This window comes from Kitasatospora sp. NPDC058406 (assembly GCF_042722765.1).
Classification (GTDB): Bacteria; Actinomycetota; Actinomycetes; order Streptomycetales; family Streptomycetaceae; genus Kitasatospora.
The window spans coordinates 14,500-41,315 of the sequence record NZ_JBHXKE010000057.1 but is presented as its reverse complement, the minus strand read 5'-3'; the positions used below and the strand labels follow the sequence as shown (position 1 = coordinate 41,315).

At 74.2% G+C, this 26,816-nt stretch carries 22 protein-coding genes and 1 pseudogene; 11 read left to right on the top strand and 12 right to left on the bottom strand.

The genetic code is table 11. The annotated features are described in order from the left end of the window. Window positions 1-158: 158 nt before the first annotated feature. The 3 genes from ACFWOG_RS13955 to ACFWOG_RS13945 all read right to left on the bottom strand — a co-directional run bounded on the left by ACFWOG_RS13955 (window position 159) and on the right by ACFWOG_RS13945 (window position 3,745). Window positions 159-1,874, bottom strand: a complete 1,716-nt coding sequence (locus ACFWOG_RS13955; RefSeq protein ID WP_355406010.1) for a phospho-sugar mutase — start codon at window positions 1,872-1,874, stop codon at window positions 159-161. 260 nt (window positions 1,875-2,134) lie between these two features. Next, window positions 2,135-2,956, bottom strand: coding sequence for a purine-nucleoside phosphorylase (locus ACFWOG_RS13950; protein WP_329882711.1), 822 nt, complete (start codon window positions 2,954-2,956; stop codon window positions 2,135-2,137). Window positions 2,957-3,307: 351 nt separating this feature from the next. Further along, window positions 3,308-3,745, bottom strand: coding sequence for a gamma-glutamylcyclotransferase (locus tag ACFWOG_RS13945; protein ID WP_329882712.1), 438 nt, complete (start codon window positions 3,743-3,745; stop codon window positions 3,308-3,310). A 78-nt stretch (window positions 3,746-3,823) separates the two neighbouring features. On the opposite strand from ACFWOG_RS13945, the gene ACFWOG_RS13940 reads away from it, so the two are divergent. After that, the gene (locus ACFWOG_RS13940) at window positions 3,824-5,278 is read left to right on the top strand and encodes an NAD(P)H-quinone dehydrogenase (protein ID WP_329882713.1); all 1,455 of its coding nucleotides are present in this window, start codon (window positions 3,824-3,826) and stop codon (window positions 5,276-5,278) included. Window positions 5,279-5,514: 236 nt separating this feature from the next. Then, the gene (locus ACFWOG_RS13935; RefSeq protein ID WP_329882789.1) at window positions 5,515-6,480 is read left to right on the top strand and encodes a DeoR/GlpR family DNA-binding transcription regulator; all 966 of its coding nucleotides are present in this window, start codon (window positions 5,515-5,517) and stop codon (window positions 6,478-6,480) included. 71 nt (window positions 6,481-6,551) lie between these two features. On the opposite strand, the gene ACFWOG_RS13930 is transcribed toward ACFWOG_RS13935, so the two are convergent. The 6 genes from ACFWOG_RS13930 to ACFWOG_RS13905 form a co-directional block, all read right to left on the bottom strand. Further along, window positions 6,552-8,324 carry an acetyl/propionyl/methylcrotonyl-CoA carboxylase subunit alpha gene (locus ACFWOG_RS13930; RefSeq protein ID WP_380358080.1) on the bottom strand — a complete coding sequence of 591 codons (1,773 nt, stop codon included), beginning with the start codon at window positions 8,322-8,324 and terminating at the stop codon, window positions 6,552-6,554. 264 nt (window positions 8,325-8,588) lie between these two features. Continuing rightward, window positions 8,589-9,437 (bottom strand): hypothetical protein, encoded by an 849-nt coding sequence (locus ACFWOG_RS13925; RefSeq protein ID WP_380358077.1) that lies wholly within the window; start codon window positions 9,435-9,437, stop codon window positions 8,589-8,591. A gap of 385 nt (window positions 9,438-9,822) precedes the next feature. Continuing rightward, window positions 9,823-10,422, bottom strand: a complete 600-nt coding sequence (locus tag ACFWOG_RS13920; RefSeq protein WP_380358074.1) for a nucleoside triphosphate pyrophosphatase — start codon at window positions 10,420-10,422, stop codon at window positions 9,823-9,825. A 49-nt stretch (window positions 10,423-10,471) separates the two neighbouring features. Continuing rightward, window positions 10,472-10,597 carry a morphogenic membrane protein MmpB gene (gene mmpB, locus ACFWOG_RS13915; RefSeq protein WP_329882717.1) on the bottom strand — a complete coding sequence of 42 codons (126 nt, stop codon included), beginning with the start codon at window positions 10,595-10,597 and terminating at the stop codon, window positions 10,472-10,474. A gap of 112 nt (window positions 10,598-10,709) precedes the next feature. Continuing rightward, window positions 10,710-10,931 carry an acyl-CoA carboxylase subunit epsilon gene (locus ACFWOG_RS13910; protein ID WP_329882719.1) on the bottom strand — a complete coding sequence of 74 codons (222 nt, stop codon included), beginning with the start codon at window positions 10,929-10,931 and terminating at the stop codon, window positions 10,710-10,712. 35 nt (window positions 10,932-10,966) lie between these two features. Then, entirely contained in the window at window positions 10,967-12,547 is a 1,581-nt protein-coding gene (locus ACFWOG_RS13905; protein WP_380358069.1) for an acyl-CoA carboxylase subunit beta, read from the bottom strand. 212 nt (window positions 12,548-12,759) lie between these two features. On the opposite strand from ACFWOG_RS13905, the gene ACFWOG_RS13900 reads away from it, so the two are divergent. The 4 genes and pseudogenes from ACFWOG_RS13900 to ACFWOG_RS13885 all read left to right on the top strand — a co-directional run bounded on the left by ACFWOG_RS13900 (window position 12,760) and on the right by ACFWOG_RS13885 (window position 17,899). Further along, window positions 12,760-13,650, top strand: a complete 891-nt coding sequence (locus ACFWOG_RS13900) for a biotin--[acetyl-CoA-carboxylase] ligase (RefSeq protein WP_329950715.1) — start codon at window positions 12,760-12,762, stop codon at window positions 13,648-13,650. Between the two features lie 201 nt (window positions 13,651-13,851). Beyond that, the gene (locus ACFWOG_RS13895) at window positions 13,852-15,009 is read left to right on the top strand and encodes an adenylate/guanylate cyclase domain-containing protein (RefSeq protein ID WP_380358065.1); all 1,158 of its coding nucleotides are present in this window, start codon (window positions 13,852-13,854) and stop codon (window positions 15,007-15,009) included. Window positions 15,010-15,586: 577 nt separating this feature from the next. Further along, window positions 15,587-16,723 (top strand): annotated as a pseudogene (locus ACFWOG_RS13890) (diguanylate cyclase domain-containing protein); the annotation flags it as partial. A gap of 816 nt (window positions 16,724-17,539) precedes the next feature. After that, window positions 17,540-17,899 (top strand): hypothetical protein, encoded by a 360-nt coding sequence (locus ACFWOG_RS13885; protein ID WP_380358062.1) that lies wholly within the window; start codon window positions 17,540-17,542, stop codon window positions 17,897-17,899. Window positions 17,900-17,901: 2 nt separating this feature from the next. Here ACFWOG_RS13885 and ACFWOG_RS13880 read toward each other — a convergent pair whose 3' ends face one another. Then, window positions 17,902-18,543, bottom strand: coding sequence for a TetR/AcrR family transcriptional regulator (locus tag ACFWOG_RS13880; protein ID WP_380358059.1), 642 nt, complete (start codon window positions 18,541-18,543; stop codon window positions 17,902-17,904). Window positions 18,544-18,611: 68 nt separating this feature from the next. Here ACFWOG_RS13880 and ACFWOG_RS13875 point away from each other — a divergent pair, with 68 nt between their 5' ends. Then, the gene (locus ACFWOG_RS13875; RefSeq protein WP_380358088.1) at window positions 18,612-19,859 is read left to right on the top strand and encodes a macrolide family glycosyltransferase; all 1,248 of its coding nucleotides are present in this window, start codon (window positions 18,612-18,614) and stop codon (window positions 19,857-19,859) included. A gap of 53 nt (window positions 19,860-19,912) precedes the next feature. Here the strand turns inward: ACFWOG_RS13875 and fdhD are convergent, their stop codons facing one another. Further along, complete coding sequence (fdhD, locus tag ACFWOG_RS13870; RefSeq protein ID WP_380358056.1) at window positions 19,913-20,734, bottom strand: formate dehydrogenase accessory sulfurtransferase FdhD; 822 nt, start codon at window positions 20,732-20,734, stop codon at window positions 19,913-19,915. Between the two features lie 258 nt (window positions 20,735-20,992). On the opposite strand from fdhD, the gene hutH reads away from it, so the two are divergent. After that, window positions 20,993-22,576: a histidine ammonia-lyase gene (hutH, locus tag ACFWOG_RS13865; protein ID WP_380358053.1), complete on the top strand. Its 1,584-nt coding sequence runs from the start codon at window positions 20,993-20,995 to the stop codon at window positions 22,574-22,576. 142 nt (window positions 22,577-22,718) lie between these two features. Here hutH and ACFWOG_RS13860 read toward each other — a convergent pair whose 3' ends face one another. Continuing rightward, window positions 22,719-23,162 (bottom strand): hypothetical protein, encoded by a 444-nt coding sequence (locus tag ACFWOG_RS13860; RefSeq protein ID WP_329882727.1) that lies wholly within the window; start codon window positions 23,160-23,162, stop codon window positions 22,719-22,721. Between the two features lie 317 nt (window positions 23,163-23,479). On the opposite strand from ACFWOG_RS13860, the gene ACFWOG_RS13855 reads away from it, so the two are divergent. The 3 genes from ACFWOG_RS13855 to hutU all read left to right on the top strand — a co-directional run bounded on the left by ACFWOG_RS13855 (window position 23,480) and on the right by hutU (window position 26,815). Beyond that, the gene (locus ACFWOG_RS13855) at window positions 23,480-24,349 is read left to right on the top strand and encodes a MurR/RpiR family transcriptional regulator (RefSeq protein ID WP_329882728.1); all 870 of its coding nucleotides are present in this window, start codon (window positions 23,480-23,482) and stop codon (window positions 24,347-24,349) included. Between the two features lie 42 nt (window positions 24,350-24,391). After that, window positions 24,392-24,712 carry a hypothetical protein gene (locus ACFWOG_RS13850; protein ID WP_329950721.1) on the top strand — a complete coding sequence of 107 codons (321 nt, stop codon included), beginning with the start codon at window positions 24,392-24,394 and terminating at the stop codon, window positions 24,710-24,712. A 435-nt stretch (window positions 24,713-25,147) separates the two neighbouring features. Beyond that, window positions 25,148-26,815, top strand: coding sequence for a urocanate hydratase (gene hutU, locus ACFWOG_RS13845; RefSeq protein WP_329950729.1), 1,668 nt, complete (start codon window positions 25,148-25,150; stop codon window positions 26,813-26,815). The last annotated feature ends 1 nt before the right edge of the window (window position 26,816 follow it).

Genomic DNA, 26,816 nt, shown 5'->3' with positions numbered 1-26,816 from the left:
CTGGCGGTCGGCCCGCCCCCCCCGCCCCTGCGGGCCCCCCGCGCCGGGGGGCCGTTCGTCGTACCGCGGGGCCGCCGCCCGCCCGGCCCGGCGCGGCGTGTGGACGACGAGCGCCTCCCGGCACGGGCCGGGAGGCGCTCGGTCGTGCGTGCGGTCGGTCAGGCGTCGATGCCGGCGGCGGCGGCCAGGTCGCGCTTGACGGCGGCGAGGAGGGCGGCGGCCCGCTCCCGGGCCGGGGCGAGGTCCGCGGCGGTGGCGACCGGGAGGACGACCTCCAGGTAGCACTTGAGCTTGGGTTCGGTGCCGGAGGGCCGGACCACGATGCGGGCGGAGCGGACGGTGTCCCCGGCCAGGTAGTAGCGCAGGCCGTCGGTGGCCGGCAGGTCGGCGGAGCCCTCGGTGAGGTCGTCGGCGCGGGTGACGGTCAGCCCGGCCAGCTCGGCGGGCGGCTGCTCGCGCAGGCGGCGCATGGCGTCGGCGATCAGCGCGAGGTCCTGGACCCGGACGGAGAGCTGGTCGGTGGCGTGCAGGCCGTGCTCCAGCGCCAGGTCGTCCAGCAGGTCGGTGAGGGTGCGGCCGGACCGCTTGAGGGTGGCGGCCAGTTCGGCGACCAGCAGGGCGGCGGTGATGCCGTCCTTGTCGCGGACGCCCTCGGGGTCGACGCAGTAGCCGAGCGCCTCCTCGTAGCCGTAGCGCAGGCCCTCGGCACGGGAGATCCACTTGAAGCCGGTGAGGGTCTCGGCGTAACCGAGCCCGGCGGCCTCGGCGATCCGGCCGAGCAGCGAGGAGGAGACGATGGTGGTGGCGAAGGTGCCGGCGGCCTGCTTGGCGACCAGTGCGGCACCGAGCAGCGCGCCGACCTCGTCGCCGCGGAGCATCCGCCAGCCGTTGGTGCCGCTGCCGGCGCCGCCGTTGGCCGGGACGGCCACCGCGCAGCGGTCGGCGTCCGGGTCGTTGGCGATGACGAGGTCGGGGCCGACCGAGGAGGCGGTGCGGAAGGCGAGGTCCATCGCCCCCGGCTCCTCCGGGTTGGGGAACGCGACGGTCGGGAAGTCGGGGTCGGGCTCGGCCTGCTCGGCGACCACGGTGGGCGCGGGGAAGCCGGCCCGGCGCAGGGCGGCGACGAAGGTGTCGCGGCCGACACCGTGCATCGGGGTGTAGACGACGTCGAGGTCGCGCGCGCCGTGCGGGTCGACGATGGAGGCGGCCCGGTCGAGGTAGGCCTCGACGACGGACTCGTCGACGGTCTCCCAGCCGCTCCCGGCGAGCGGGACGTCGGTGAGCGAGCCGATGGCGTCGATCTCGGCGGCGATGCCGGCGTCGGCGGGCGGGACGATCTGCGAGCCGTCGCCGAGGTAGACCTTGTAGCCGTTGTCCTGCGGCGGGTTGTGGCTGGCGGTGACGGTCACGCCGGCGGCGGCGCCGAGGTGGCGGACGGCGTAGGCGAGCACCGGGGTGGGCAGCGGGCGCGGGAAGAGCGCGGCGCGAAGGCCGGCTCCGACCACCACGGCGGCGGTGTCGCGGGCGAAGTCGTACGACTTGTGACGGGCGTCGTAGCCGATGACGACGAGGTCGCCGAGGCCCTGCTGCTTGACGTAGGCGACCAGGCCGGCGGCGGCCCGGATGACCACGGCGCGGTTCATCCGCATCGGGCCGGCGCCGAGTTCGCCGCGCAGCCCGGCGGTGCCGAACTGGAGGCGGCCGGCGAAGCGGTCGGCGAGATCGGACCAGGCGAGCTTCGCCCGGGACTCGGCCTCCGGGTCCTCGGCGTCGGCGAGCAGCGCGGACAGCTCCTCGCGGGTCTGCGGGTCCGGGTCCTCGGCCAGCCAGGTCCGGGCCCGGGCGAGGAGGTCGGTGGTGGTTGCCTGCGTCATGGCTGCAGCTCCATCGGGAAGTGCGTCGGTGGTACGGCCGGAGGGGCGAGCGAGGCCGGGTGGCCGGAGGGTTCCGCGTGACGTGCCTGGGGTTCTGCCGGACGTGCGGGGGGAGGGGCGCATGCGGACGGGGCCCGCGGGCGGACGTGATCAGCGGATCGGTCGATCAACGGATCACGGTCGCTCGCGGACCCCGTCGCCCGGGCGGCGTACGCCGGACGCCCGGTGTGGGGCGGGCGTCCGGTACGGGCCGGAGCGGCTCAGATCCGGTCGAGGACCTTCGCCAGCAGCGCGCCCATCCGCTCGGCGGAGGCCTTGCCGGCCTCCAGCACCTCGGCGTGGTTGAGCGGCTCGCCGGTCATGCCGGCCGCCAGGTTGGTGACCAGGGAGATGCCGAGCACCTCGGCGCCGGCCTCGCGGGCGGCGATGGCCTCCAGGGTGGTCGACATGCCGACCAGCTCGCCGCCGATCACCCGGGCCATGTTCACCTCGGCCGGGGTCTCGTAGTGCGGGCCGCGGAACTGGACGTAGACGGCCTCGTCGAGCGTCGGGTCGACCTCGCGGCACAGGTCGCGCAGCCGCTTGGCGTAGAGGTCGGTGAGGTCGACGAAGTTGGCGCCGACGATCGGGGAGTCCGCGGTCAGGTTGATGTGGTCGCTGATCAGGACCGGCTGGCCGGGGACCCAGCCGTGCCGCAGGCCGCCGCAGCCGTTGGTCAGCACGATGATCCCGCAGCCGGCCGCGGCGGCGGTGCGCACGCCGTGGACGACGGTCGCGACGCCGTGGCCCTCGTAGTAGTGGTTGCGGCCGAGGAAGATCAGCGCGCGCTTCTCGCCGATCTTCACCGAACGGATCGTGCCGGCGTGGCCGGCCACGGCGGGGGCGGGGAAGCCCGGCAGGTCGGTGACCGGGAACTCCGCGACCGTCTCGCCGAGGGCTTCGGCGGCCGGCACCCAGCCGGAGCCCATCACCAGGGCGACGTCGTGGCGCTCGGCACCGGTCAGCTCGCGGAGGCGCTCGGCGGCGGCCTGAGCGGCGGCGTAGGGGTCGGCGGAGACGACCGACTGAGGAGATGCGTTCACACGACCGAGGATAGACGGGAAACGGCTACGCGCGTAGAAAATCCTGGTACGACGTGCCGGATCGTTACCCGGATGGCGTGAACGTACAGCTCCGGGACACCTGGCGGGGGGTGCGACCCGGAGCAAGGCACAAACCCGGTGGCGAGCCGCGGGCCCGGCGGGCGTCACGGGCGGGCGGGCCGCGGGGCGGAGCGGGCCGCGGGCCCGGTCGGCGGGCCGGGGGGGGCGGGCCCCGCGAAGGGGGCGGGGGGCGGTCCGGAGGAGTAGTGCGGGCGGCGGGGGACCGCCACCCCGGGGGCCCGGGGGGAGGCGGCCGGCGGGCGGGTGCCCGGGCCGCGCCCCCGGAAGCGGTCAGCAGGGGCGGCGGCGCAGGTCCAGGACGTAGTCGTCGGGGGCGCCGGCGCTCTCCGCCGCGTCCGCGATCAGCCCCAGGTACCGGGCGGCGGGCAGGCCGCCCTCGTAGTCGTTGAGCACGTACGTCCAGACCGGCACGTCGCCGTCCAGGGTCTGCGCGCGCAGCTTGATCTTGCGGTAGATGCCGAGCTGGACGCCCTCCCAGCGGTCGAGCCCCTCCTCGTCCATCGGCGCGACGTCGTAGAGCGAGACGAAGACCTGGTCCTTCTCGTCCTCCACCACCGTGGCCAGCGAACCTTCCCAGCCGAGCTGCTCGCCGCCGAAGGTGAGCCGCCAGCCGGACAGCCACCCCGTGGTGCGCAGCGGTGAGTGCGGGGCGCGGCGGGTCATCTGCCGGGCATCGAGGTTGGTGGCATACGCGGCGTAAAGGGGCATGGGGGGAAGACTACGTTCCTCGGGCGATCGGGCAGAAGCCCCGACCCCGGCGTGGCAGCGCTCCCGGCGTGCGGGACAATGGTGGACGTGACTCGGATCGTGATCATCGGTGGCGGACCCGGCGGATACGAGGCGGCCCTGGTGGCGGCCCAGCTCGGCGCGGAGGTGACCGTCGTCGACCGCGACGGCCTGGGCGGATCGGCGGTGCTCACGGACTGCGTGCCGTCGAAGACGTTGATCGCGACCGCGGAGGTGATGACCACCTTCGACAGCTCGTACGAGGAACTCGGCATCATCGTCGCGGACGACACTCCGCACATCGACAGCCCGGCCCGGGTGGTCGGCGTGGACCTGGGCAAGGTCAACCGCCGGGTGAAACGCCTGGCGATCGCGCAGTCCCACGACATCACCCAGTCCGTCACGCGGGCCGGCGTCTCCGTGCTGCGCGGCCGCGGCCGGCTCGGTACCGGGGGCCAGGCCGTGGACGGCTCCCGCGAGGTGCTGGTGGACGCGCCCGACGGCAGCGTCCAGTCGCTGCGCGCCGACGCGGTGCTGATCGCCACCGGCGCGCACCCGCGCGAGCTGCCGGACGCCCAGCCGGACGGCGAGCGGATCCTGACCTGGACCCAGGTGTACGACCTGGAGGAGCTGCCGCGCGAGCTGATCGTGGTCGGTTCCGGCGTCACCGGCGCCGAGTTCGCCGGTGCGTACCAGGCGATCGGTTCCAACGTCACCCTGGTCTCCTCGCGCGACCGGGTGCTGCCGGGCGAGGACCCGGACGCCGCCGAGGTGCTGGAGGAGGTCTTCCGCCGTCGCGGCATGAACGTGATGAGCCGCTCGCGGGCCGAGAGCGCCAAGCGGATCGGCGACAAGGTGGAGGTGACCCTCTCCGACGGCACGGTGATCGAGGGCACGCACTGCCTGATGGCCGTCGGCTCGATCCCCAACACGGCGGAGATGGGCCTGGAGGAGGCCGGGGTCAAGCTCAACGACTGGGGCCAGATCCAGGTCGACCGGGTGTCCCGCACCTCCGCCCCGGGCGTGTACGCGGCCGGGGACTGCACCGGCGTCTTCATGCTCGCCTCGGTGGCGGCCATGCAGGGCCGGATCGCGATGTACCACGCGCTCGGCGACGCGGTGCAGCCGCTCAACCTGAAGACCGTGGCCTCCAACGTCTTCACCGACCCGGAGATCGCCACCGTCGGCTACACCGCCGCCGACGTGGAGTGCGGCAAGATGGACGCGGTCGAGGTCAAGCTGCCGCTGCGCGGCAACCCGCGGGCCAAGATGCAGGGCATCCGGGACGGCTTCGTGAAGCTGTTCTGCCGCCCGGGCACCGGGATCGTGGTCGGCGGTGTGGTCGTCGCCCCGCGGGCGAGCGAGCTGATCCACCCGATCTCGCTCGCGGTGGACGCCAATCTGACCGTCGAACAGGTGGCCAGCGCCTTCACCGTCTACCCGTCGGTCTCCGGCTCCACCGCCGAGGCCGCCCGCCAGCTCCACATCCGCAAGCGGGACGCGGGCGAATCCTGAGCATCCGGGGCCCAGTTGAGGGCGGTCGCCGTTCGGCGGCCGCCCTTTGCGCAGGCCGGGGCGTCACCCGGACGGCGGGCGCAGTTCCGGGTTGCTGACGGCGCGTATTGTACGGTCACGCGCCGCTCTTGCGTGAGCAATTCCCGCTACTAGCAGCAAACGCCTGAAAGCAGACGGTCACGCACGTTACCGTCGGTTCTGTGTTTGCAGCAGAACGTCGCCAGTTGATCCTCGAAATGGTGCGCGCCAACGGAGCGGTCTCGCTCCGGGAACTGGCCCGCGTCGTCCAGACCTCCGAAGTGACCGTGCGCCGCGACGTACGGGCACTGGAGGCAGAAGGGCTCCTCGACCGCCGGCACGGCGGCGCGGTGCTCCCCGGCGGCTTCAGCCGCGAACCCGGTTACCCGCAGAAGACCCACCTCTCCGCCGCAGAGAAGAGCGCCATCGCCGATCTCGCAGCGGGCCTGGTGGAGGAAGGTGACGCCGTTGTCGTCGGCGCCGGTACCACCACCCAGGAGCTGGCCCGCCGGCTGGCCCGGGTGCCCGGGCTGACGGTGGTCACCAACTCGCTGCTGGTCGCCCAGGCGCTGGCGCACGCCAACCGGGTGGAGGTGGTGATGACCGGCGGTACGCTGCGCGGCTCCAACTACGCCCTGGTCGGCAGCGGCGCCGAACAGTCGCTGCACGGGTTGCGGGTGTCCAAGGCGTTCATCTCGGGCAGCGGACTGACCGCCGAGCGAGGCCTTTCGACCACGAACATGCTCTCCGCGAGCGTGGACCGGGCGTTGGTGCAGTCGGCCGCCGAGGTGATCGTCCTCGCCGACCACACCAAGCTCGGCGCGGACACCATGTTCCAGACCGTCCCGACCGAGACCATCACCCGGCTGGTCACCGACGAGCAGGCGACCGCCGACGACGCCACCGCGCGGGAGCTGGACGCGCTGGCCGACTGCGGGGTGCAGATCGACCTCGCGCCGCTCGGCACCCCGCCGACCGGTGACGCCCCGGTGCACGGCACCGGCAGCGGTCCCGTCCACCAGACCCAGCCGGGCCCGATGGCCCGCCGGGCGGCCCCGCCCCCGGGCGGCGCCCCGCTGCCCGGCCAGCGCCGCCCGGGCACCCACGGCCCCGGGGGACCGGGCGGTCCGGGCGGCCCGCTGCCGGCCAGACTCGCCGAGCTGGGCCTGCCGCGCGGGCGGTGACCCGCCGCCGGAAACGGCACCGGTCCGCACACCCTGGGGGGCGTACGGACCGGTGACGCAACGGGTGGACGTCAGTCCTTGATCTCGCAGAGCGCGGCGCCGCTGGAGACGCTGGCACCCACCTCGGCCTTGAGGCCGACGACGGTGCCCGCCTTGTGGGCGTTCAGCGGCTGCTCCATCTTCATCGCCTCCAGGACGACGATCAGCTCGCCCTCCGCGACGACCTGGCCCTCCTCGACGGCGACCTTGACGATGGTGCCCTGCATCGGAGAGGCCAGCGTGTCACCGCTGACGGCCGAACCGGCCTTCTTGGTACCCACCCGGCGCTTGGCCTTCGCGGCCCCCGCACCGGCCGCCGGGGCGGTGGAGACGCCCAGCGAGGACGGCAGCGAGACCTCGATCCGCTTGCCGCCGACCTCGACGACCACGGTCTCCCGGCCCTCGGCCTCCTCGCCGTCACCGGCGGCACCGGCGAACGCGGGGATGGTGTTGTCGAACTCGGTCTCGATCCACCGGGTGAAGACCTGGAACGGGCCCTCGCCGCCGTGCACCTCGGGGGCGAACGCGGGGTCGGTGACCACGGCCTGGTGGAACGGGATGGCGGTGGCCATGCCCTCGACCTTGAACTCCGCCAGCGCGCGCCGCGCCCGCTCCAGCGCCTGCTTGCGGTCGCGGCCGGAGACGACCAGCTTGGCCAGCAGGGAGTCCCAGGCCGGGCCGATGACCGAACCGGTCTCGACACCCGAGTCCAGCCGGACGCCCGGGCCGGACGGCGGGGCGAACAGCGTCACGGTGCCCGGCGCCGGGAGGAAGTTGCGGCCCGGGTCCTCGCCGTTGATCCGGAACTCGAAGGAGTGACCGCGGACCTCCGGGTCGTCGTAGCCGAGCTCCTCGCCGTCGGCGATCCGGAACATCTCCCGGACCAGGTCGATGCCGGTGACCTCCTCGGTCACCGGGTGCTCGACCTGCAGACGGGTGTTGACCTCCAGGAAGGAGATCGTGCCGTCCAGCGCGACCAGGAACTCGCAGGTGCCGGCGCCCTGGTAACCGGCCTCCTTGAGGATGGCCTTCGAGGACCGGTACAGCTCGGCGTTCTGCTCGGGGGTCAGGAACGGCGCGGGCGCCTCCTCGACGAGCTTCTGGTGCCGGCGCTGCAGCGAGCAGTCACGGGTGGAGACGACCACGACGTTGCCGTGCTTGTCCGCCAGGCACTGGGTCTCGACGTGCCGGGGGTTGTCCAGGTAGCGCTCGACGAAGCACTCGCCGCGCCCGAAGGCGGCGACCGCCTCGCGGACCGCGGACTCGAACAGCTCCGGGATCTCCTCCAGGGTGCGGGCGACCTTGAGGCCGCGGCCGCCGCCGCCGAAGGCCGCCTTGATGGCGACCGGCAGGCCGTGTTCCCGGGCGAACTCGACGACCTCGTCCGCACCCGCGACCGGGTCGGGCGTGCCGGCCACCAGCGGGGCACCGGCGCGCTGCGCCACGTGCCGGGCGGTGACCTTGTCCCCGAGATCGCGGATGGCCTGCGGCGGCGGGCCGATCCAGGTGAGGCCCGCGTCGAGGACGGCCTGGGCGAAGTCGGCGTTCTCCGACAGGAAGCCGTAGCCGGGGTGGACGGCGTCCGCACCCGAGTCGGCGGCGGCCTGGAGGACCTTCGCGATGTCCAGGTAGCTGGTGCCGGGGGTGTCGCCGCCCAGCGCGTAAGCCTCGTCGGCCGCGCGGACGTGCAGCGCATCCCGGTCCGGCTCGGCGTAGACGGCGACGCTGGCGATACCGGCGTCCGAGCAGGCACGGGCGACGCGGACGGCGATTTCCCCGCGGTTGGCGATGAGCACCTTGCGCACTGTGGCTCCCTTCTTGAACCTCGTTGAGTTTATGGATTCCTGGGCAGTACCGGCGAGTAGCCCCAGGTTGTGAACTATCCCACACGGAGGGTGATGCGTCCGGACGGGTGGTGGGCGGCCCGGCGGAAGTCTCTGCAGGTGACGGCAGGTGGGTCGGAGGGCGTCCGGTGCTTGCGGACGGTGACGCAGTGTCCCGGCGGGGCCGTGGCGGGGCGGTGGGCTTGGCCACACTCCGGCGGTTCGCGAGCCGCGCCCGGGCGTTCCTCAGGGAGTCGGCGCCGGGGCGGGGGCGGTGGAGGCGGGGGCACCGGCGGCCGGGGCGGTGGAAGCGGGGGCGGCGGAAGCGGGGGCGCCGGAAGCGGGGGCGCCGGCGGCCGGGGCGGGCGCGGCCGGGGTGGGCGCGCGCTCCAGGGCCTGGGCGGTCACGTCGGCGACCTGCTCGACCACGTCCGGTCCGTACGCCTGGGGGTTGACCACCCGCAGGAGGAGGGCGAACGTGCCGTCCGCGCCGTGGCGGCGGGCCAGCCGGCGGTGGTGCGCCACGAGGTGGCGGACTCCGGCCTGGTTGGCGACCCCGGTCTGGCCGGAGATCAGGAAGACCGGGCGGCCACCCCCGGGAGTGGCCAGCCGGGCCAGCAGGACGTGGACCCCGGCTTCCCAGTCGGCGGTGTAGGAGCGGCCGCCGACGGTGATCACGTTGTCGGCCGCTTCGGGGCCGCTGGATATCGTCACCCCGGGCAGGCCCCAGGCGAGGTGGGCGGCCATCCGGTCGTTGGAGACGGGGCCGCCGAAGCAGAGCTCGGTCTTGGCGCCGAGGCTGCGCGGCGCGGCGTCGTGCGCGACCAGGTCGGCCTGCGAGCCGCACTCCTTCACCAGGGCGGCCAGCTCCATCAGCGCGTAGGCGTCGCGCCGGGTGACGGTGCGGGGGTGTGCGCCGGTGCCGATGCTGCGGTTGACCACGATCAGGCACTCGCCGCCGGCCGGCAGGCCGAGGAAGGCCCTGGTCCGTTCCAGCCGCCGTCTTCGGCGCAGGCTCTGGCCGAGCCACCCGATCGTGGCGCTGAGCGCGCTGGCGACCAGCCCCAGCAGCACGTTGAGCAGACTGTCGGTCATCCGCCCATCACCTCCCCGTTCGAACGGTGCCGGTCAGCCTAGCGGTGGGCAGGCCGGTGGCCCCGGTCCGGACCGTCGACGGTGCCGGAGCGCACTTCTAGCGTGCATCAGATGAGGCAAGCAACGGGGAAGTTGGCGTTAATAGCACTCGTCTTTGGCGCACTGACGACGGCCGGGTGCAGCAGTTCGGGCACGGGCGGAGCGGCGGGCCCGCCGCCGGTCGCCGCCGTGGTCCCGCTCAGCGGCCCGGCCCGCTTCGGCGCGGATACCGGGCGGGCGCCCGCCGCCGCGACCTCCCCGGTCAGGCAGCCGAAGCCCTGCCCGGGCTCGAAGTACGGCGCCGAGCTGCTCGGGGCGGCGCGTTCACCCCGGCCGGCGGCCGACGTCAGACCCAGAGGTCGGTGATCCGGACGTCCAGTTCGGCGAGCAGGCCGCGCAGCAGCGGCAGCGAGAGGCCGATGACGTTGCCCGGGTCGCCGTCGATGCCCTCGACGAACGGCGCCGAGCGGCCGTCCAGGGTGAACGCGCCGGCCACGTGGAGCGGTTCGCCGGTGGCGATGTAGGCGGCGACCTCGGCGTCGTCGGGGGTGCCGAAGCGGACGGTGGTGGAGGCCGTGGCGGAGGCCTGTCGCCCGGTGACGGAGTCGATGACGCAGTGGCCGGTGCGCAGCACGCCGGCGCGGCCGCGCATCGACTGCCAGCGGGCCAGCGCCTCGGTGGCGTCGGCGGGCTTGCCGAGCGCCAGGCCGTCCAGCTCCAGCACCGAGTCGCAGCCGATCACCAGTTCGCCCTCGGTGAGTGTGGCGGCGACGGCCTTGGCCTTGGCCTCGGCGAGGACGAGGGCCAGCTCGGCGGGGGTGGCGGCGGTGAGGGCGTCCTCGTCGACGCCGCTGACCACCACGCGCGGGTCGAGGCCCGCCTGGCGCAGCAGCCCGAGGCGGGCGGGGGAGGCGGAGGCGAGCACGAGGGTGCGGCGGTCGGTCATGCCCACCAGCGTAGAGGGGCGGTCCGGTCGGCCGAGCGGAGCGTCGCGTTCAGAGCATCAGCAGCACGGCGATCAGCAGGGTGAGGGCGGCGAGCACGTGGCCGGCCCGGTGCAGCCTGCGCTGCATTCGCTGGGCTTCCGGGGACGGCTCGTCGCGGGGATCTGACCAGAGCACTCCTCCAGGGTGCTCCGCGGGGCTGCCGGGACGCCTGAGTATCCGTACTCAGGTTTCGGGGCAATCCGGACGTTCGCCGGGCGTGCCTCCTGGCGGGGAGCGCCCGGAGCTGCTATCCGGCCCAGCCGGAGGTGCGCCAGGCGTTGGCGCCCGGGCGCGGGGCGGTCCGGAGCCGGCGGGCGCGGTCGTTCCAGGGGGAGTCCGGGCCGGCGCCGGCCCGGCGGGTCGCCTCGGCGGCGGCCTGCGCGGCGGCGGCCCGGGCCTGGACCACCGCCAGGACGGTGGCCAGCTCCTCGGGGGTCGGCTGCCCGTGCAGCACGTGGATCGGGGCCATGCTCAATCCTCTCGCGATCCTCTCGGAGCGGGCGACTACAGCGGGATGTTGCCGTGCTTCTTCGGCGGCAGCGTCTCGCGCTTGCCGCGCAGCGCGCGCAGGCCGCGGACGATGTGCCGGCGGGTCTCGCTCGGCGCGATGACGGCGTCCACGTAGCCGCGCTCGGCCGCGAGGTACGGGTTGAGCAGGGTGTCCTCGTAGGAGGCGATCAGCTCGGCCCGCTTCGTGTCGACGTCGTCCGCCTCGGCCAGCTCGCGCCGGTGCAGGATGTTGACCGCGCCCTGGGCGCCCATCACCGCGATCTGCGCGGTCGGCCAGGCCAGGTTGAGGTCGGCGCCCAGGTGCTTGGAGCCCATGACGTCGTACGCGCCGCCGAAGGCCTTGCGGGTGATCACGGTGATCAGCGGGACGGTGGCCTCGGCGTAGGCGTAGATCAGCTTGGCGCCGCGGCGGATGATGCCGTCCCACTCCTGCTCGGTGCCGGGCAGGAAGCCGGGCACGTCGACGAAGGTCAGCACCGGGACGTTGAACGCGTCGCAGGTGCGGATGAACCGGGCGGCCTTCTCGCTGGCGGCGATGTCCAGGCAGCCGGCCAGGTCCATCGGCTGGTTCCCGACGATGCCGACCGCGTGGCCCTCGACCCGGCCGAAGCCGGTGATGATGTTGCCCGCGTACAGCGGCTGGGTCTCCAGGAACTCGCCGTCGTCGAGGATGTGCTCGATCACCCGGTGCATGTCGTACGGCTGGTTCGCCGAGTCCGGGACCAGGGTGTCGAGTTCGAGGTCCTCGTCGGTGATCGCGAGGTCCGCCTCCTCGGGGAAGGACGGCGGGTCGGAGAGGTTGTTGGAGGGCAGGTACGAGAGCAGGCTCTTGACGTACTCGACCGCCTCCTTCTCGTCCGCGGCCAGGTGGTGCGCGTTGCCGGACTTGGTGTTGTGGGTGTGCGCGCCGCCCAGTTCCTCCATGCCGACGTCCTCACCGGTGACGGTCTTGATCACGTCGGGGCCGGTGATGAACATGTGCGAGGTCCGGTCGGCCATCACCACGAAGTCGGTGATCGCGGGGGAGTAGACCGCGCCGCCCGCGCAGGGGCCCATGATCAGCGAGATCTGCGGGATCACGCCCGAGGCGTGCACGTTGCGGCGGAAGATCTCGCCGTACAGGCCGAGCGAGACCACGCCCTCCTGGATCCGGGCGCCGCCGGAGTCGTTGATGCCGATCACCGGGCAGCCGGTCTTCAGCGCGAAGTCCATGACCTTGACGATCTTCTCGCCGAACACCTCGCCCAGCGAGCCGCCGAACACGGTGAAGTCCTGCGCGAAGACGGCGACCTGGCGGCCGTCGACGGTGCCGTACCCGGTGACCACGCCGTCGCCGTACGGGCGGGTCCGCTCCTGGCCGAAGTTGGTCGAGCGGTGCCGGGCGAACTCGTCGAACTCGACGAAGGACCCCTCGTCCAGCAGTTCCGCGACCCGCTCACGGGCCGTCAGCTTGCCCTTGGCGTGCTGCTTCTCCACCGCCTTGGCGGAACCGGAGTGCACCGCCTCGTCGAGCCTGCGCCGGAGGTCGGCGAGCTTGCCGGCGGTGGTGTGCGGGTCGTACGGCGCCTCGGTCATCCGGTGGCTCTCCCTGCTCCTTGGCCGCGACCTGTTTCGGGGTCGCGCGGGCCGGGTGGGGATCCGCGCGGATGAGGGCAGGGCGGCGCTACGAACTACCGTTGGGTAGCGTAGTCATCGCTGACGGTTTCCCGTTATGGCCAGCGACACAGTGTGGTCGGCCGCCGTTCTGCGGGACAATGGGGCGGCCTAGGGCCTCTAGGGTGTGCCGCATGACCTCCGACACCCCCCGCCGCAGTGGACTGCGCGGCTTCGGCCATGCCGGGCCGTCGCCGTGGACCGACCTGGACCGCCCGCCGCTGGACGCCGAGGCGCTCCGCCGGGACCTGCTGGTCCCGGGCGGGTTGTGGACCGGGCTGGACGTCGTCGACGAGACCGGCTCCACCAACACCGACCTCGCCGCCCGGGCCCGGGACGGCGCCCCGCAGGGCGCGGTGCTGGTCGCCGAGGCGCAGCGGACCGGGCGCGGACGGCTGGAACGGCAGTGGACGGCGCCCGCCCGTTCGGGGCTCTTCCTCTCCGTCCTGCTTCGCCCGGACGGGGTACCCGTCGAGCGGTACGGCTGGCTGCCGATCCTGGTCGGCGTCGCGGCGGCGAGCACGCTGAGCCGGGTCGCCGAGGTGGAGGTCGGCCTGAAGTGGCCCAACGACCTCCAGGTCGGGATCGACGGGGCGGAGCGCAAGCTGGGCGGCATCCTCACCGAGCTCGGCGGCGGCGCGGTGGTCGCCGGTCTGGGCGTCAACGTCTCGCTGCGCGCGTCCGAGCTGCCTGTCCCCACCGCCGCGTCGCTGGTCCTGGCCGGTGCCGCCGTCACCGACCGGTCCACGCTGCTGCGTGCGCTGCTGCGCGAGTTCGCCGGCCTGTACCGGGAGTGGACGGACGCCGCCGGCGACCCGCACGCCAGCGGACTGCTGAGCGCGTACGCGGACCGGTGCACCACGCTCGGCCGGGAGGTCAGGGTGCTGCTGCCCGGCGACCGCGAACTGGCCGGCGAGGCGGTGGCGATCGACGGGGACGGCCGGCTGGTGGTCCGGACGCCCGACGGTTCGCGGCGGCCGGTCGGCGCGGGCGACGTCGTCCACGTGCGGCCGGAGCCGCGCTGACGGCGACCGGACGCCCGGCGCCGGGGAGCGGCGCCGGAGCGCGGAACCGCCCGGGCCGACGGGAGTCTTCACCACCCCTTGACCCGGGCGGATGCCCCGGATCGCGGGATTCCGTGCGAATATTCCACCTGGCAGCAGTGTGAGGCGCGCCACTGCCCGCCGGGGTGGCGGGCGCGCCCGGACAGGCAGGACACGAGGCGAGTGCGGCGACCGCACGGGGACGGACCGGTGGCAGAGGACGGCAGCAACGGCGGCGCGGCGGGCTCCCACGACCAGACGGGCCCCCACGACCAGACGGTCGCCCTCGACCTGGAACGCCTGATCCTGGACGCGCCGCGACGCTACACCCCGTACCAGGCCGCGCGGGCGGCCGACGTCCCGATGGACCTGGCCACCCGGTTCTGGCGGGCGATGGGCTTCCCGGACATCGGGCAGTCCCGGGCGCTGACCGACGGTGACGTGATCGCTCTGCGCCGGCTGTCCGGGCTGGTCGAGTCGGGGCTGCTGAGCGAGGCGATGGCGATCCAGGTGGCGCGTTCCACCGGTCAGACCACGGCCCGGCTGGCCGGCTGGCAGATGGACACCTTCCTGGAGAACCTCACCCAGTCCGTCGAACCCGGTCTGACCCGCGCCGACGTCGCGTACCCGCTGGTCGAGCTGCTGCTTCCGGAGCTGGAGCAGTTCCTGGTGTACGTCTGGCGCCGCCAGCTGGCCGCCGTCACCGGCCGCGTGGTGCAGGCCGCGGAGGACAACGAGATCACCAGCGGCCGGCTCGCCGTGGGCTTCGCCGACCTGGTCGGCTTCACCCGGCTCTCCCGGCGGCTGGAGGAGGAGGAGCTCGGCGAGCTGGTCGAGACGTTCGAGAACACCTGCTCCGACCTGATCGCCGGCCAGGGCGGCCGGGTGATCAAGACGCTGGGCGACGAGATCCTCTACGTCTCCGAGGACCCGGTGACGGCAGCCGAGATCGCGCTCAGCCTGATCGAGGCGCTGGCCGAGGACGACAGCATTCCCGCGCTGCGGGTGGGCATGGCGTTCGGCACGGTCACCTCGCGGATGGGCGACGTCTTCGGCACCACGGTCAACCTGGCCAGCCGGCTCACCTCGATCGCCCCGAAGGACGCGGTGCTGATCGACGGCGAGTTCGCCGTCGCGCTGGAGCAGAACGGCAGTGTCGCGCCCGCCGACGTCGACGGGCCCGGCCTGGCCGAGGCGCTCGCGGCGGCGGCCGGTTCGCGGCCGGCGGGCGCCCCGGACACCGGGCACCGGTTCAACCTCCAGCCGATGTGGCGCCGTCCGGTGCGCGGGCTCGGGCTGGTCGAGCCGTGGCTGCTCTCCCGGCGGCTGCGGGCGGAGTAGGGCCCGGTTCGGCAGGCCGGAACGGGTTCGGCGCGGCCGTGACGATGCGCAGTGGCCGGAGCTGCCGGAGCTGTCCGACGCTTTCGGAGCGGGCGGAGGCTTTCGGAGCGGCCTGAACGGTTCGGGAGAACGGCCGTCGTGGGTGCCCGTGGGGCGTGGCCGGGTGGTGCGGGGGCGGCGCGGAACGCCGTCGAGCGCCGTACGGACGGAGCGGGGCGCCGCCCGGCGGAGTAGAACCTGCCCGGGCCGGGCACGGTCTTGCCGCAAGCCGAACGGTTGAAAGTCGTACTGCCCTGCGGATCCTCTTCGACAAACGGGGCATAACCGAATGAAACCGCCATAGTCTTGGTGCAAGCGGCCGAATGGGTGCGGCTCCCGGGGGCGGGGTCCCCGGGGCGCGGGCCCGGCGGCCCGCCGCAGGGGACCGAGCAGGACCGAGCACAGGGAGCGAGGCGAGCCGGTGAGCAGTGAGGCGATCATGACGGACCGCGGCTGCGACTGCGACCGGACGCAGCAGCCGCCGGCCCCCGGGGCCCCCGACACGCGGCTGACCTCCGTGGTCGAACTCGCCCAGGACATGGCCGGGGCGCTCACCCCGCTGGAGGCCGTCCGGGCCGCCGCCGCACGCGCCACCGAGGCACTCGGCGCCACCATGGCCGCCGTCTCGGTCTGGGACCGCGAGTCCGGCCGGCTGCGGGTCCTGGTCAACCACGGGGAACTCTCGCCGGGGGAGGAGGAGCTGCCCGAGGACGAGTCCTACCCGGTGGCCGACTTCCCCGAGATCGTCACCTACCTGGAGGAGCGCTGGACCACCGGCCGGCTGCCGCGCGCCTGGGTCCAGACCGCAGACAACAGCCAGCCGCACCCCGGGCACGCGCACCCGACCGCAGGCGCGTACTGCCAGGAACGCGCCGCCGCGCTGCGCCGGCGCGGGCGGGCCTGCTGCGTGGTCGCGCCGATCGTCCTGCACGGGCAGGCCTGGGGCGAGCTCTACCTCGCCCGGGCCACCGGGTCGGCCGGGTTCACCGACGCGGACGCCGACTACGCCACCCTGCTCGCCGCCCAGATCTCGGCCGGCCTCGCCCAGACCGAACGCCTCGCCGACCTGCGCAAGCTCGCCTTCTCCGACCCGCTCACCGGTCTGGCCAACCGGCGTGCGGTGGATGCGCGGCTGGAGAGCGCGCTGGAGGCCCACAACCGGGACAACACCGTGGTCTCGCTGGTGGTCTGCGACGTCAACGGCCTGAAGCGGGTCAACGACCAGCTCGGCCACGAGGTGGGCGACCGGCTGCTGGAGCGCTTCGCCCACCAGCTGTCGCTGGCCGCCGCCAAGCTCCCCGGCAGTCTCGCCGCCCGGCTCGGCGGTGACGAGTTCTGCCTGCTCGCCGAGGGCCAGAAGGCGGACGAGGTGGTCGCCGTCGCCGAGGAGCTGTGCGCCCGGGCGCTCGCCCTGGCCGAGGGCGAGGGCGTCGCCTGCGGGGTCGCCTCCACCGGTGACTCGATCGGCCCGGTCACCACCCCCGACCGGCTCTTCCGGCTCGCCGACGCCGCCCAGTACCGGGCCAAGGCCGCCCGCGCCGCCCACCCGGTGGTCGCCGGACGCAGCCACGGCCCGGGCTTCTCGCCCGACCCGACGGTGCTGCTCGCCGACGCCGCGGACCCGCACCACCGTGCCGACGGGCGCGGCCGACCCGGCGGCCGGGCCGGCTCCGGCGACCGGCGGCGCTTCCGCGGCGCCGCGCACAGTGCCGACCCGGGGCAGTTGCTCACCGCGGTGCTCGCCGCGCTCGACCAGCACGGCAACACCCGCTCCGTGCACCCCGCGGACACCATCGGCAAGCTGGCCGTCGTCGCCGAGATCTCGGCCCGGCTGCTGGACGCGGTCGGTTGGTGGATCTCGTACGTGCCGCCCGGCTCGCAGCTGATGCGCACCGCGCAGCACGCCGTCTACCGGATGACCAGCGGGCCGAGCAGCACCCGGGCGGAGACGCAGCGGGCCCAGATCGAGGCCCCGGACGCCGTCTTCGACCTGCGCCACTACCCGATGACCCGCCGGGCCGTACGCGGCGGGGCCTTCGCCCTGCGGGCCGGCGCGGCGGGCAACGACCCGGCGGAGGAGGCCATGCTGGTGGTCTCCGGCTACCGCGGCATGGTCGCGGCCGGCGGCCAGAACGCGGCCGGCGGGTGGCTGCTGGAGCTGTTCGCGGACGACGCCACCCTCCCGCTGGGCCAGGTCGCCGCGGCGCTGCGCTCCCTGGTCGCCGTCGCCCTCGCCGGCCCGGCCTCGCCCCCGGTGAGCTGAGGGCCGGAGGCGGGGGAGCGGCGGGCGGGCGAAGGGCGGGCGGGGCCGGGCCGTCGGCGCGGTGTGGCGGTTCGGTGACCGGTCTGTTCCGAGCCGGTCGCGGTCCGGTGGCGAGGGCGTTGCGGGACTGGGCGCGGTGGGGCGGGCGTGGGATGGTGTCCGCGGTCGGCGGGCCGTCGGGGCCGCGCCGGATCGGATTCTCGGGGGTTGACTCCTATGCGCGCTCGGTTGACGGGCCTCGTCCTCTCCGCGGTGCTCGCCTTCGGCGGCGGCGCGCTCGCCGCCGCGCCGGCGGCCTCGGCGGCCCCGGTGGTGCGGTCGGCCCCCGCGGCCCCGGAAGCCCCTGCGGCCCGGCAGGCGCCCGCCCCCGTGGTGCCCGCGGCGGCCGGGCAGGCGGGCGTGTCGGCGGAGCGGCACGGGGCGTCGCGGCTGGCCGAGTCGTCGAAGGACAAGTCCAAGAAGAAGAAAAAGAAGAAGAAGGGCCTCGGCCGGATGATGGGCCTGCTGATCGGCGCCGTGCTGGTGCTGACGGTGATCGCCGTGATCATCGTGGTCGTGCTGGTGCTCCGCCGCCGCAACCGCCGCTGAGGTCAGCCGCCGTCCGGCGCTCCGTCGGCCGCTCCGGCCGCTCCGTCCGTCGCTCCGAGCGCGCGCAGGACCGCGGCGACCAGGCGGTCCGCGTACGCGTGGTCGACCGCCCCGAGACCGTGCAGCCAGCGGTAGTACATCGGCCCGTAGAGCAGGTCGACGGCGAGGTCGAGGTCGGTGTCGGCCGGGAGCTGTCCGGCGGTGCGGGCGCTGCGCAGGCGGTCGCGGGTGACCTCCAGCAGGGGGTCCAGCAGCCGTTCGCGGTACTCGCGCAGCAGGTCCGGGTCGACCAGGTACTCGGAGATCAGACCCCGGCCGGTGTTGTCGAAGGCGGGGTCGGTGAGCTCGTCGGCGGTCGGGCGCAGGACGGCGCGCAGGTCGGCGGCGAGATCGCCGGTGTCGGGCAGCGCGAGGCTGCCGCTGGCGTCCTCGCTGACGGCGAGGAAGGCGTCGAAGACGACCGCGCCCTTCGACGGCCACCAGCGGTAGATGGTCTGCTTGCCGACTCCGGCACGGGCGGCGATCTTCTCGATGGTGAGCTTGGCGAAGCCGACCTCGGAGACCAGGTCGGCGGCGGCGGCGAGGATCGCGGCGCGGCTCTGCTGGCTGCGGCGGCTGGGGTCGGGCGCGGTCTGTCGGGACATGGGGCCATCCTAGCGCTACAGCGAGACGAACCGTCTCGTCTTGACGAGTGGCGGGTCGTCAGGTCATGATGAGGGCGTTCCGACGAGACGGATCGTCTCGTCTCACCATCTCGACGAAGGGCACCACCATGACCCGCTCCGCGCACATCGCCATGGTCTCCATCCCGGCCCACGGGCACGTCAACCCGAGCCTCGCCGTCGTCGCCGAGCTCGTCGCCCGCGGCCACCGGGTCAGCTACGTCAACGACGCCTCGTTCGCCGGGCCGGTCGAGGCGACCGGGGCGACGCTCGTGCCGTACCCGACCGCGCTGCCCCTCACCGACGACTCCCAGGTGTGGCTGCAGGACCCGGTGGCGATCCAGAACCTCTTCCTCGACGACGCCGTCGCCATGACCCCGGTGGTCCGCCGGCTCTTCGAGGAGGACCGGCCCGACCTCGTGCTGTACGACATCGCCGGGTTCACCGGGCGGGCGGTGGCCGAGGGGCACGGCGTCCCGGCCCTCCAGCTCTCCCCGACCTACGTCGCCTGGCAGGGCTTCGAGCAGGACATGGCCGAGGTGTTCGAGGCGATCCGCAGCGGCCCCGGCGGGCCCGCGTACATGCGGCGGTTCGCCGACTGGCTGGCCGAGAACGGCACCGTCGTCCGGGACCCGGAGGAGTTCAAGGCCCTCCCGGCCCGCGCGCTCGCCCTGATCCCGCGGGCCCTGCAGCCCAACGCCGACCGGGTCGACCCCGCGCGGTACACCTTCGTCGGCCAGTGCTTCGGCGACCGCTCGCACCAGGGCGGCTGGCAGCGCCCGGAGGGCGCCGAGAAGGTGGTGCTGGTCTCGCTCGGCTCCGCCTTCACCCACCAGCCGGCCTTCTACCGGGAGTGCCTCCGGGCCTTCGGCGACCTGCCCGGCTGGCACGTCGTGCTCCAGATCGGCAAGCACACCGACCTGGCCGAGCTGGGCGAGGTGCCGGCCAACGTCGAGGTGCACCGGTGGGTGCCGCAGTTCGACGTGCTCGCGAAGGCCGACGCCTTCGTCACCCACGCCGGCATGGGCGGCAGCAGCGAGGGCCTCTACCACGGGGTGCCGATGATCGCGGTGCCGCAGGCCGTCGACCAGTTCGGCAACGCGGACAAGCTGGTGGAGCTGGGCGTCGCCCGCCGCCTCGACACGGAACAGGCCACCGGGGAGGCGCTGCGCGCCGCCCTGCTGGAACTGACCGGCGACCCGGAGGTGGCCGCGCGCCTGGACGTGCTCCGCGCCGAGGCGCGCGCCGAGGGCGGCACCGCCCGCGCGGCCGACCTGGTCGAGGCCGAGCTGCGCTGACGCGGGGGCGGGATCCGGGCCCCGGGCGCGCCCTCGCGGGCGGGCCCGGGGCCTCAGGCGATCCGGTCCGGGCGGGTGTACACGTTGGCGCCCTCGCCGCGCAGGAAGCCCACCAGGGTCAGGCCCAGCTCCTCCGCCAGGTCCACCGCCAGCGAGGACGGCGCCGACACGGCGGCCAGCAGCGGGGCGCCGGCCAGCGCCGCCTTCTGGGTCAGCTCGAACGAGGCCCGGCCGCTGACCAGGAGCACGTGCCCGGTCAGCGGGAGCCGTCCCGCGCGCAGCGCCCAGCCGACCACCTTGTCGACGGCGTTGTGCCGGCCGACGTCCTCGCGGGCGCAGAGCAGTTCGCCGCTGACGCCGTCGAACAGGCCGGCCGCGTGCAGGCCGCCGGTGGAGTCGAAGGTCCGCTGGGCGGCCCGCAGCCGGTCCGGCAGCCCGTACAGCAGGGCGGGCGGGACGGTCAGCGGGTCGTTGGCGACCGGGTGGCGGACGTGGGTGCGGACGGCGTCCACGGTGTCCCGGCCGCAGAGGCCGCAGGCGCTGGTGGTGAGCAGGTTGCGGTGGGCGGAGAGCGGCAGCGCCCCGGCGCCGCGCAGCGTCGCGTCCACCACGTTGTAGGTGTTGGCGCCGGCCTCGTCGGTGCCGGCGCAGTAGCGCAGTGCCGCGAGGTCCTCGGAGGCGTGCACCAGCCCCTCGCCGACCAGGAAGCCCGCCACCAGGTCGAAGTCCTGGCCCGGGGTGCGCATGGTGACCGTGAGCGGCTCGCCGCCGAGCCGGATCTCCAGCGGCTCCTCGGCCGCCAGCGCATCCGGCCGGGTGCTCCGCCCGTCCCCCCGCAGCCGGACCACCCGCCGCCGCGCCGTCGCCCGCGTCATCGTGTCGCCGCCTCCTGTGTCCGTCGGTCTGCCTGTCGGTCTGCCTGCCGGTCCGTGCCGTCCGCGCGGTCTGCGCCGTCCGTGCAGGCCGGGGCCGGTCCGTTGTCGTGGCGTGCGCCGTGGGGCGCCCGTCACCCCCCACAGCGTGCGGCACCGGCTGCGGTATCCGAAAATCCAGGTGACCGACCGGTCCGGCGCCGGAGTCCCGGAAGGGCTCAGGTGTTGTCATATCTTCATTCACCTGATGAGATGGTGTATATGGATATGCACAGTGCTGCGGCCCCCCACACGCCGCTCGTCCAGGTCGGCAAGGCCGACGTCAGCGCCGAGGACGTGCTGGCCGTCGCCCGGGGGAACGCCCGGGTCGAGATCGGCCCGGACGCGCTCGCCGAGATGGCGGTCGCGCGCGCCCGGATCGACGCCCTGGCGGCCGAACCCCGTCCCGTCTACGGCGTTTCCACCGGCTTCGGTGCCCTCGCCGTCCGGCACATCAGCCCCGAACTCCGGGCCCAGCTGCAGCGCTCGCTGGTCCGCTCGCACGCCGCCGGGATGGGCCCGGCGGTCGAGCGCGAGGTGGTCCGCGCGCTGGTGTTCCTGCGGATGAAGACGCTCGCCAGCGGTCGCACCGGGGTCCGCCCCCTGGTGGCCCAGACCATGGCCGCGATCCTCAACGCCGGCATCACCCCCGTGGTCCGGGAGTTCGGCTCGCTCGGCTGTTCCGGTGACCTCGCGCCGCTCTCGCACTGCGCGCTCGTCCTGATGGGCGAAGGCGTCGCGACCGGCCCCGACGGCGTCGAGAAGCCGGCCGCCGAGCTGCTCGCCGCCGCCGGCATCGAACCGGTCGAGCTGCTGGAGAAGGAGGGCCTCGCCCTCATCAACGGCACCGACGGCATGCTCGGCATGCTGGTCATGGCCATCGCCGACCTGCAGCGGCTGTTCACCACCGCCGACATCACCGCCGCGATGACCCTGGAGGCGCTGCTCGGCACCGACAAGGTGCTCGCCCCCGAGCTGCACGCCCCGATCCGCCCGCACCCCGGCCAGGCGCTCTCCGCCGCCAACATGCTGGCCGTGCTCAAGGACTCCGGCCTCACCGGCCACCACCAGGACGACGCCCCGCGCGTCCAGGACGCCTACTCGATCCGCTGCGCCCCGCAGGTCGCCGGCGCAGGCCGTGACACCCTCGCCCACGCCGCGCTCGTCGCCTCCCGCGAGCTGGCCGCCTCCGTCGACAACCCGGTGGTGCTGCCGGACGGCCGGGTGGAGTCCAACGGCAACTTCCACGGCGCCCCGGTCGCGTACGTGCTGGACTTCCTCGCCATCGCCGCCGCCGACCTCGGCTCGATCTCGGAGCGCCGCACCGACCGGCTCCTCGACAAGTCCCGCTCGCACGGCCTGCCGGCCTTCCTCGCCGACGACCCGGGCGTGGACTCCGGCCTGATGATCGCCCAGTACACCCAGGCGGCGCTGGTCAGCGAGAACAAGCGGCTCGCCGTGCCCGCCTCGGTCGACTCGATCCCCTCCTCGGCCATGCAGGAGGACCACGTCTCGATGGGCTGGTCCGCCGCGCGCAAGCTGCGCCAGTCCGTCGACAACCTCGGCCGGATCCTCGCCGTCGAACTCACCGCCGCCGCAAGGGCGCTGGAGATCCGCCGGCAGGCCGACGCCAGCGGCACGGTGGCGCCCGCCAGTGCCGCGGCGATGGCCGCCGCCCGCGAGGCGGGGGTCGGCGGCGCCGGCCGCGACCGCTTCCTCTCGCCGGACCTGGAGGCCGCCGCGGCGCTGGTCGCCTCCGGCGACCTGGTGCGCGCGGTGGAGCGGGTCACCGGCCCGCTGGCCTGACGACCCGGTCGTGCGGAGCGCACGGGGCGCTGCTCCGGACCCCGCCGTGGGCCCTGTGGCGGGCTCCGCGACGGGCCCGGCGCCGGACGGGACCGGCCGCCCGAGGCGGCCGGTCCCCCGGCGTGGTCGGCCCGGGGGAGGATCAGTCCCAGTCGCTCCGCACGCTCTCCGCGGCGCGCCGCTCCGCCCGGTCCAGCCGGCGCTCGGCCAGCGCGGCGGACACGTTGACGCCGACGATGCCGGCCCAGCAGACCACCAGTCCCCAGATCCCGCTGGTGCCGCCGGCGATGCCGGACAGCGGGATGCCCAGTGCCATCGAGACGATCGGCACCACCCGGGCGCCCGAACCGTGCGGGCGGTGCGGGCGGCGTCCGGGACCGTGCGGCCGGTGCCCCTCCGCCGGGTCGTAGCCACCGGCGGGGCCGAGCCGCTCCGCGACCCGGCGCTCCACCCGGGCGTCGAGGCGGGCGTCGATCCGGGAGAGGAAGGAATCGACGAGTTCCGACTCGTACTCCTTGCCGAGCTCCTTGCGGGCCTGCAGCGAGGCATCGAGATCGCGCCGCATGTCGTCCTGGCGAGTGTCCATGGCAACCAGGGTGCGCCCACGAGGGCGTGTCGGTCCATCGGTTCGCACCGTAATCCGGGAGGACTAGGGGGGAAATCAGGGTCACCCCCGGGAGGCCGACCCGGTCGCCGGTCCGACCGGTCGCCGCGCGGCCGCCGGACCGACCACGGGGACGGCGGTCGGATCGGCCGTCGGATCGGACACGGGGGCGGCGGTCGGACCGCCGCCCGGTCGGCCGCCGGAGGTCTCACCCGGTGTTCCGGCGTACGAGACGTCTTTGCCAGTGGCAGCCCGCTGCTGCACAGTCATCCGAACAGCTCGCATCCGGAGGTACCGCAATGACCGCCACCGAGGACACCGGCACGGTCGGCCCCTCCGCCCGGCTGCTCCAGCTCTTCGAAGGACACCGGCTCACCCCCACCCAGCGCCGGATCGCGCACTCCCTGGTCCGGCACGCCACCGAGGCCCCGTTCCTCTCCAGCGTCGAGGTCGCGGAACTCGCCGGCGTCAGCCAGCCCTCCGTCACCCGCTTCGCGGTCGCCCTCGGCTACGACGGCTACCCCGCGCTCCGCAAGCAGCTGCGCGAACTCGGCGCCGGCGAACCGGCCGCGCCCGAGACCCCCGCCGACGCCGTCCGCAACGAGCACCAGCAGGCCGTTCTCGCCGAGATCGAGCACCTGCGCCTGCTCGCCGACCTGCTCGCCGACCCCGAACCCATCGCCCGCGCCGCCCGGCTCCTCGCGGCCTCCCGCCCGCTGCCCGTCCTCGGCCTGCGCGCCGCCTCGGCGCAGGCGCGCGGCTTCGCGTACTTCGCGGCCAAGGTGCACCCCGACATCCGGCTCCTCGACGAGGGCGGCAGCATGCTGGCCGACCGCCTCGAACAGGCCGCCGCCGCCGGTGCCACCGCACTGCTCTGCTTCGCCCTGCCGCGTTACCCGCGCGAGCTCATGGAGGCTCTGACGGTCGCCCGGGACTGCGGGCTGACCGTGCTCACCGTGGCGGACAGCGCGTTCGCCCCCGTCGCCAAGCTCTCCGACCTGATGCTCCCCGCCGCCGTCGGGACCAACCTGGTCTTCGACACCGCCTGCGCGCCGATGATGCTCGGGCGCGTGCTGTTGCAGACCATGTGTGACGAACTCCCGGGCGCCGAGGCCCGTTTGGAATCCATCGAGCAGTCGGCCGCGGCGCGCGGGCTCTTTCTGGAGTAGTCGTCACAAACCCGGGCATCCCTCTGTACAGGGGGTGCCGCCATGCGCGTGATCCACGAGATGAAGTTCGTCGGGCGCCTCGCCTCGGGCGCCGACGAGTGGTCCTGCCCGACCTGCGGACGCCGCGTCACCCTGCGCCGTCTGCCCGAGCCCGAACTGACCGTCCTCGATCCGGGCGACGACACCGCCGTGCACGTCGGTGTCATCGAGCCCGACGCCCGCGCGGCCGCCACCGCGGAACGCTACGGTCTCGGCCCCGTCCAGGAGATCCCCCGCCAGCCCCGCCCCGCCGACCCGGACGCCGACGACCGCCGCTGGCTCGCCGAGATCGGCATCGACTGGGACGGCGACGCCGCCGCCTGACGGTGGCCGGCGACACGGGGCGCGGACCGGGAGGCCGGCCGTGCCGCTCGCTCGCCCGGGAGCGGCCGGGCGGGCGGCACGGGTGCGCGGCGGGAGGGCCGTCCGACGTTCCCCGCGTGCTTCCCGCGTGCTTCTCGCGGGGAGGCGGTGACGTCACCGGGGTGCCTCCGGCGGTCCGGGCGCGAAGGCCGGTGCTCCGCTCGACCTCCTCCGCCGTGTCGCGGAGTCCGTCGGGCTGCCCGGTGGCGGCCGTCGTCGTCTCCTCCGCTCCCCGTCGCTGGGCCGAGCGGCTGGTGTTCGCCGGGTTCGGGGTAGCGCTCGGTGGTCGGCCGTGCGGGTGTTGATCGGATGTGCGCAGGTCTGGCCGGAGGCTGAATGTTTGGATATATTCAGCCGAGTAGAGACTGAATGAATTCATCCGTAGGGAGGCTGGACATGGTGCAGCAGGCGAGCGGGCCGCGCGAGGTGCGGGCGGCACGGGGAACCGCGCTGACGACGCAGGGGTGGCAGCAGGAGGCCGCCCTGCGGATGCTGATGAACAACCTCGACCCGGAGGTGGCCGAGCACCCGTCGAAGCTGGTCGTCTACGGCGGCACCGGCAAGGCCGCGCGGGACTGGCGCTCGTTCGACGCCATGGTCCGGACGCTGGAGGGGCTGAAGCAGGACGAGACCATGCTGGTCCAGTCCGGCCGTCCGGTCGGCGTCATGCAGACCCACGAGTGGGCGCCGCGCGTGCTGATCGCCAACTCCAACCTGGTCGGCGACTGGGCCAACTGGGAGGAGTTCCGGCGGCTGGAGTCCCTCGGGCTCACCATGTACGGGCAGATGACCGCCGGCTCGTGGATCTACATCGGCACCCAGGGCATCCTCCAGGGCACCTACGAGACCTTCGCCGCCGTCGCCAACAAGCGCTACGAGGGCACGCTGGCGGGGACGATCACCCTCACCGCCGGCCTCGGCGGCATGGGCGGCGCCCAGCCGCTGGCCGTCACCATGAACGGCGGCGTGGCGATCTGTATCGACTGCGACCCGTCCCGGATCTCCCGCCGGATCGAGCACCGCTACCTGGACGTCGAGGCCAAGAACCTCTCGCACGCGCTGGAGCTGGCCACCGCCGCCCGCGACAGGAAGCAGCCGCTCTCCATCGGCCTGCTGGGCAACGCCGCCGAGCTGTTCCCGCAGCTGCTCGCGATGGACGCGCCGATCGACATCGTGACCGACCAGACCAGCGCCCACGACCCGCTGAGCTACCTGCCGCTCGGTGTCGCCTTCGACGACATGGCGACGTACGCGGCCGAGAAGCCCGCCGAGTTCACCCAGCGCTCGCGCGAGTCGATGGCCAGGCACGTCGAGGCGATGGTCGGCTTCCAGGACCGCGGTGCCGAGGTGTTCGACTACGGCAACTCGATCCGCGGCGAGGCCCAGCTGGCCGGCTACGACCGCGCCTTCGCCTTCCCCGGCTTCGTCCCGGCGTACATCCGGCCGCTGTTCTGCGAGGGCAAGGGCCCGTTCCGCTGGGCGGCCCTCTCCGGTGACCCGCAGGACATCGCCAAGACCGACAAGGCCGTGCTCGACCTCTTCCCCGAGAACGAGTCGCTGCACCGCTGGATCAAGATGGCCCAGGAGAAGGTGCACTTCCAGGGCCTGCCCGCGCGGATCTGCTGGCTCGGCTACGGCGAGCGCGACAAGGCCGGCGAGCGGTTCAACGACATGGTCGCCTCCGGCGAGCTGTCCGCCCCGATCGTGATCGGCCGCGACCACCTGGACTGCGGCTCCGTCGCCTCCCCGTACCGGGAGACCGAGGCGATGCTGGACGGCTCCGACGCGATCGCCGACTGGCCGCTCCTCAACGCCATGGTCAACGTCGCCTCCGGCGCGTCCTGGGTCTCCATCCACCACGGCGGCGGCGTCGGCATCGGCCGCTCGATCCACGCCGGCCAGGTCACCGTGGCCGACGGCACCCCGCTGGCGGGGGAGAAGATCCGCCGGGTGCTCACCAACGACCCGGGCATGGGCGTCATCCGGCACGTCGACGCCGGCTACGACCGGGCCGACGAGGTTGCCGCCGAGCGCGGTGTCCGCATCCCGATGGGCGAGCTGTGAC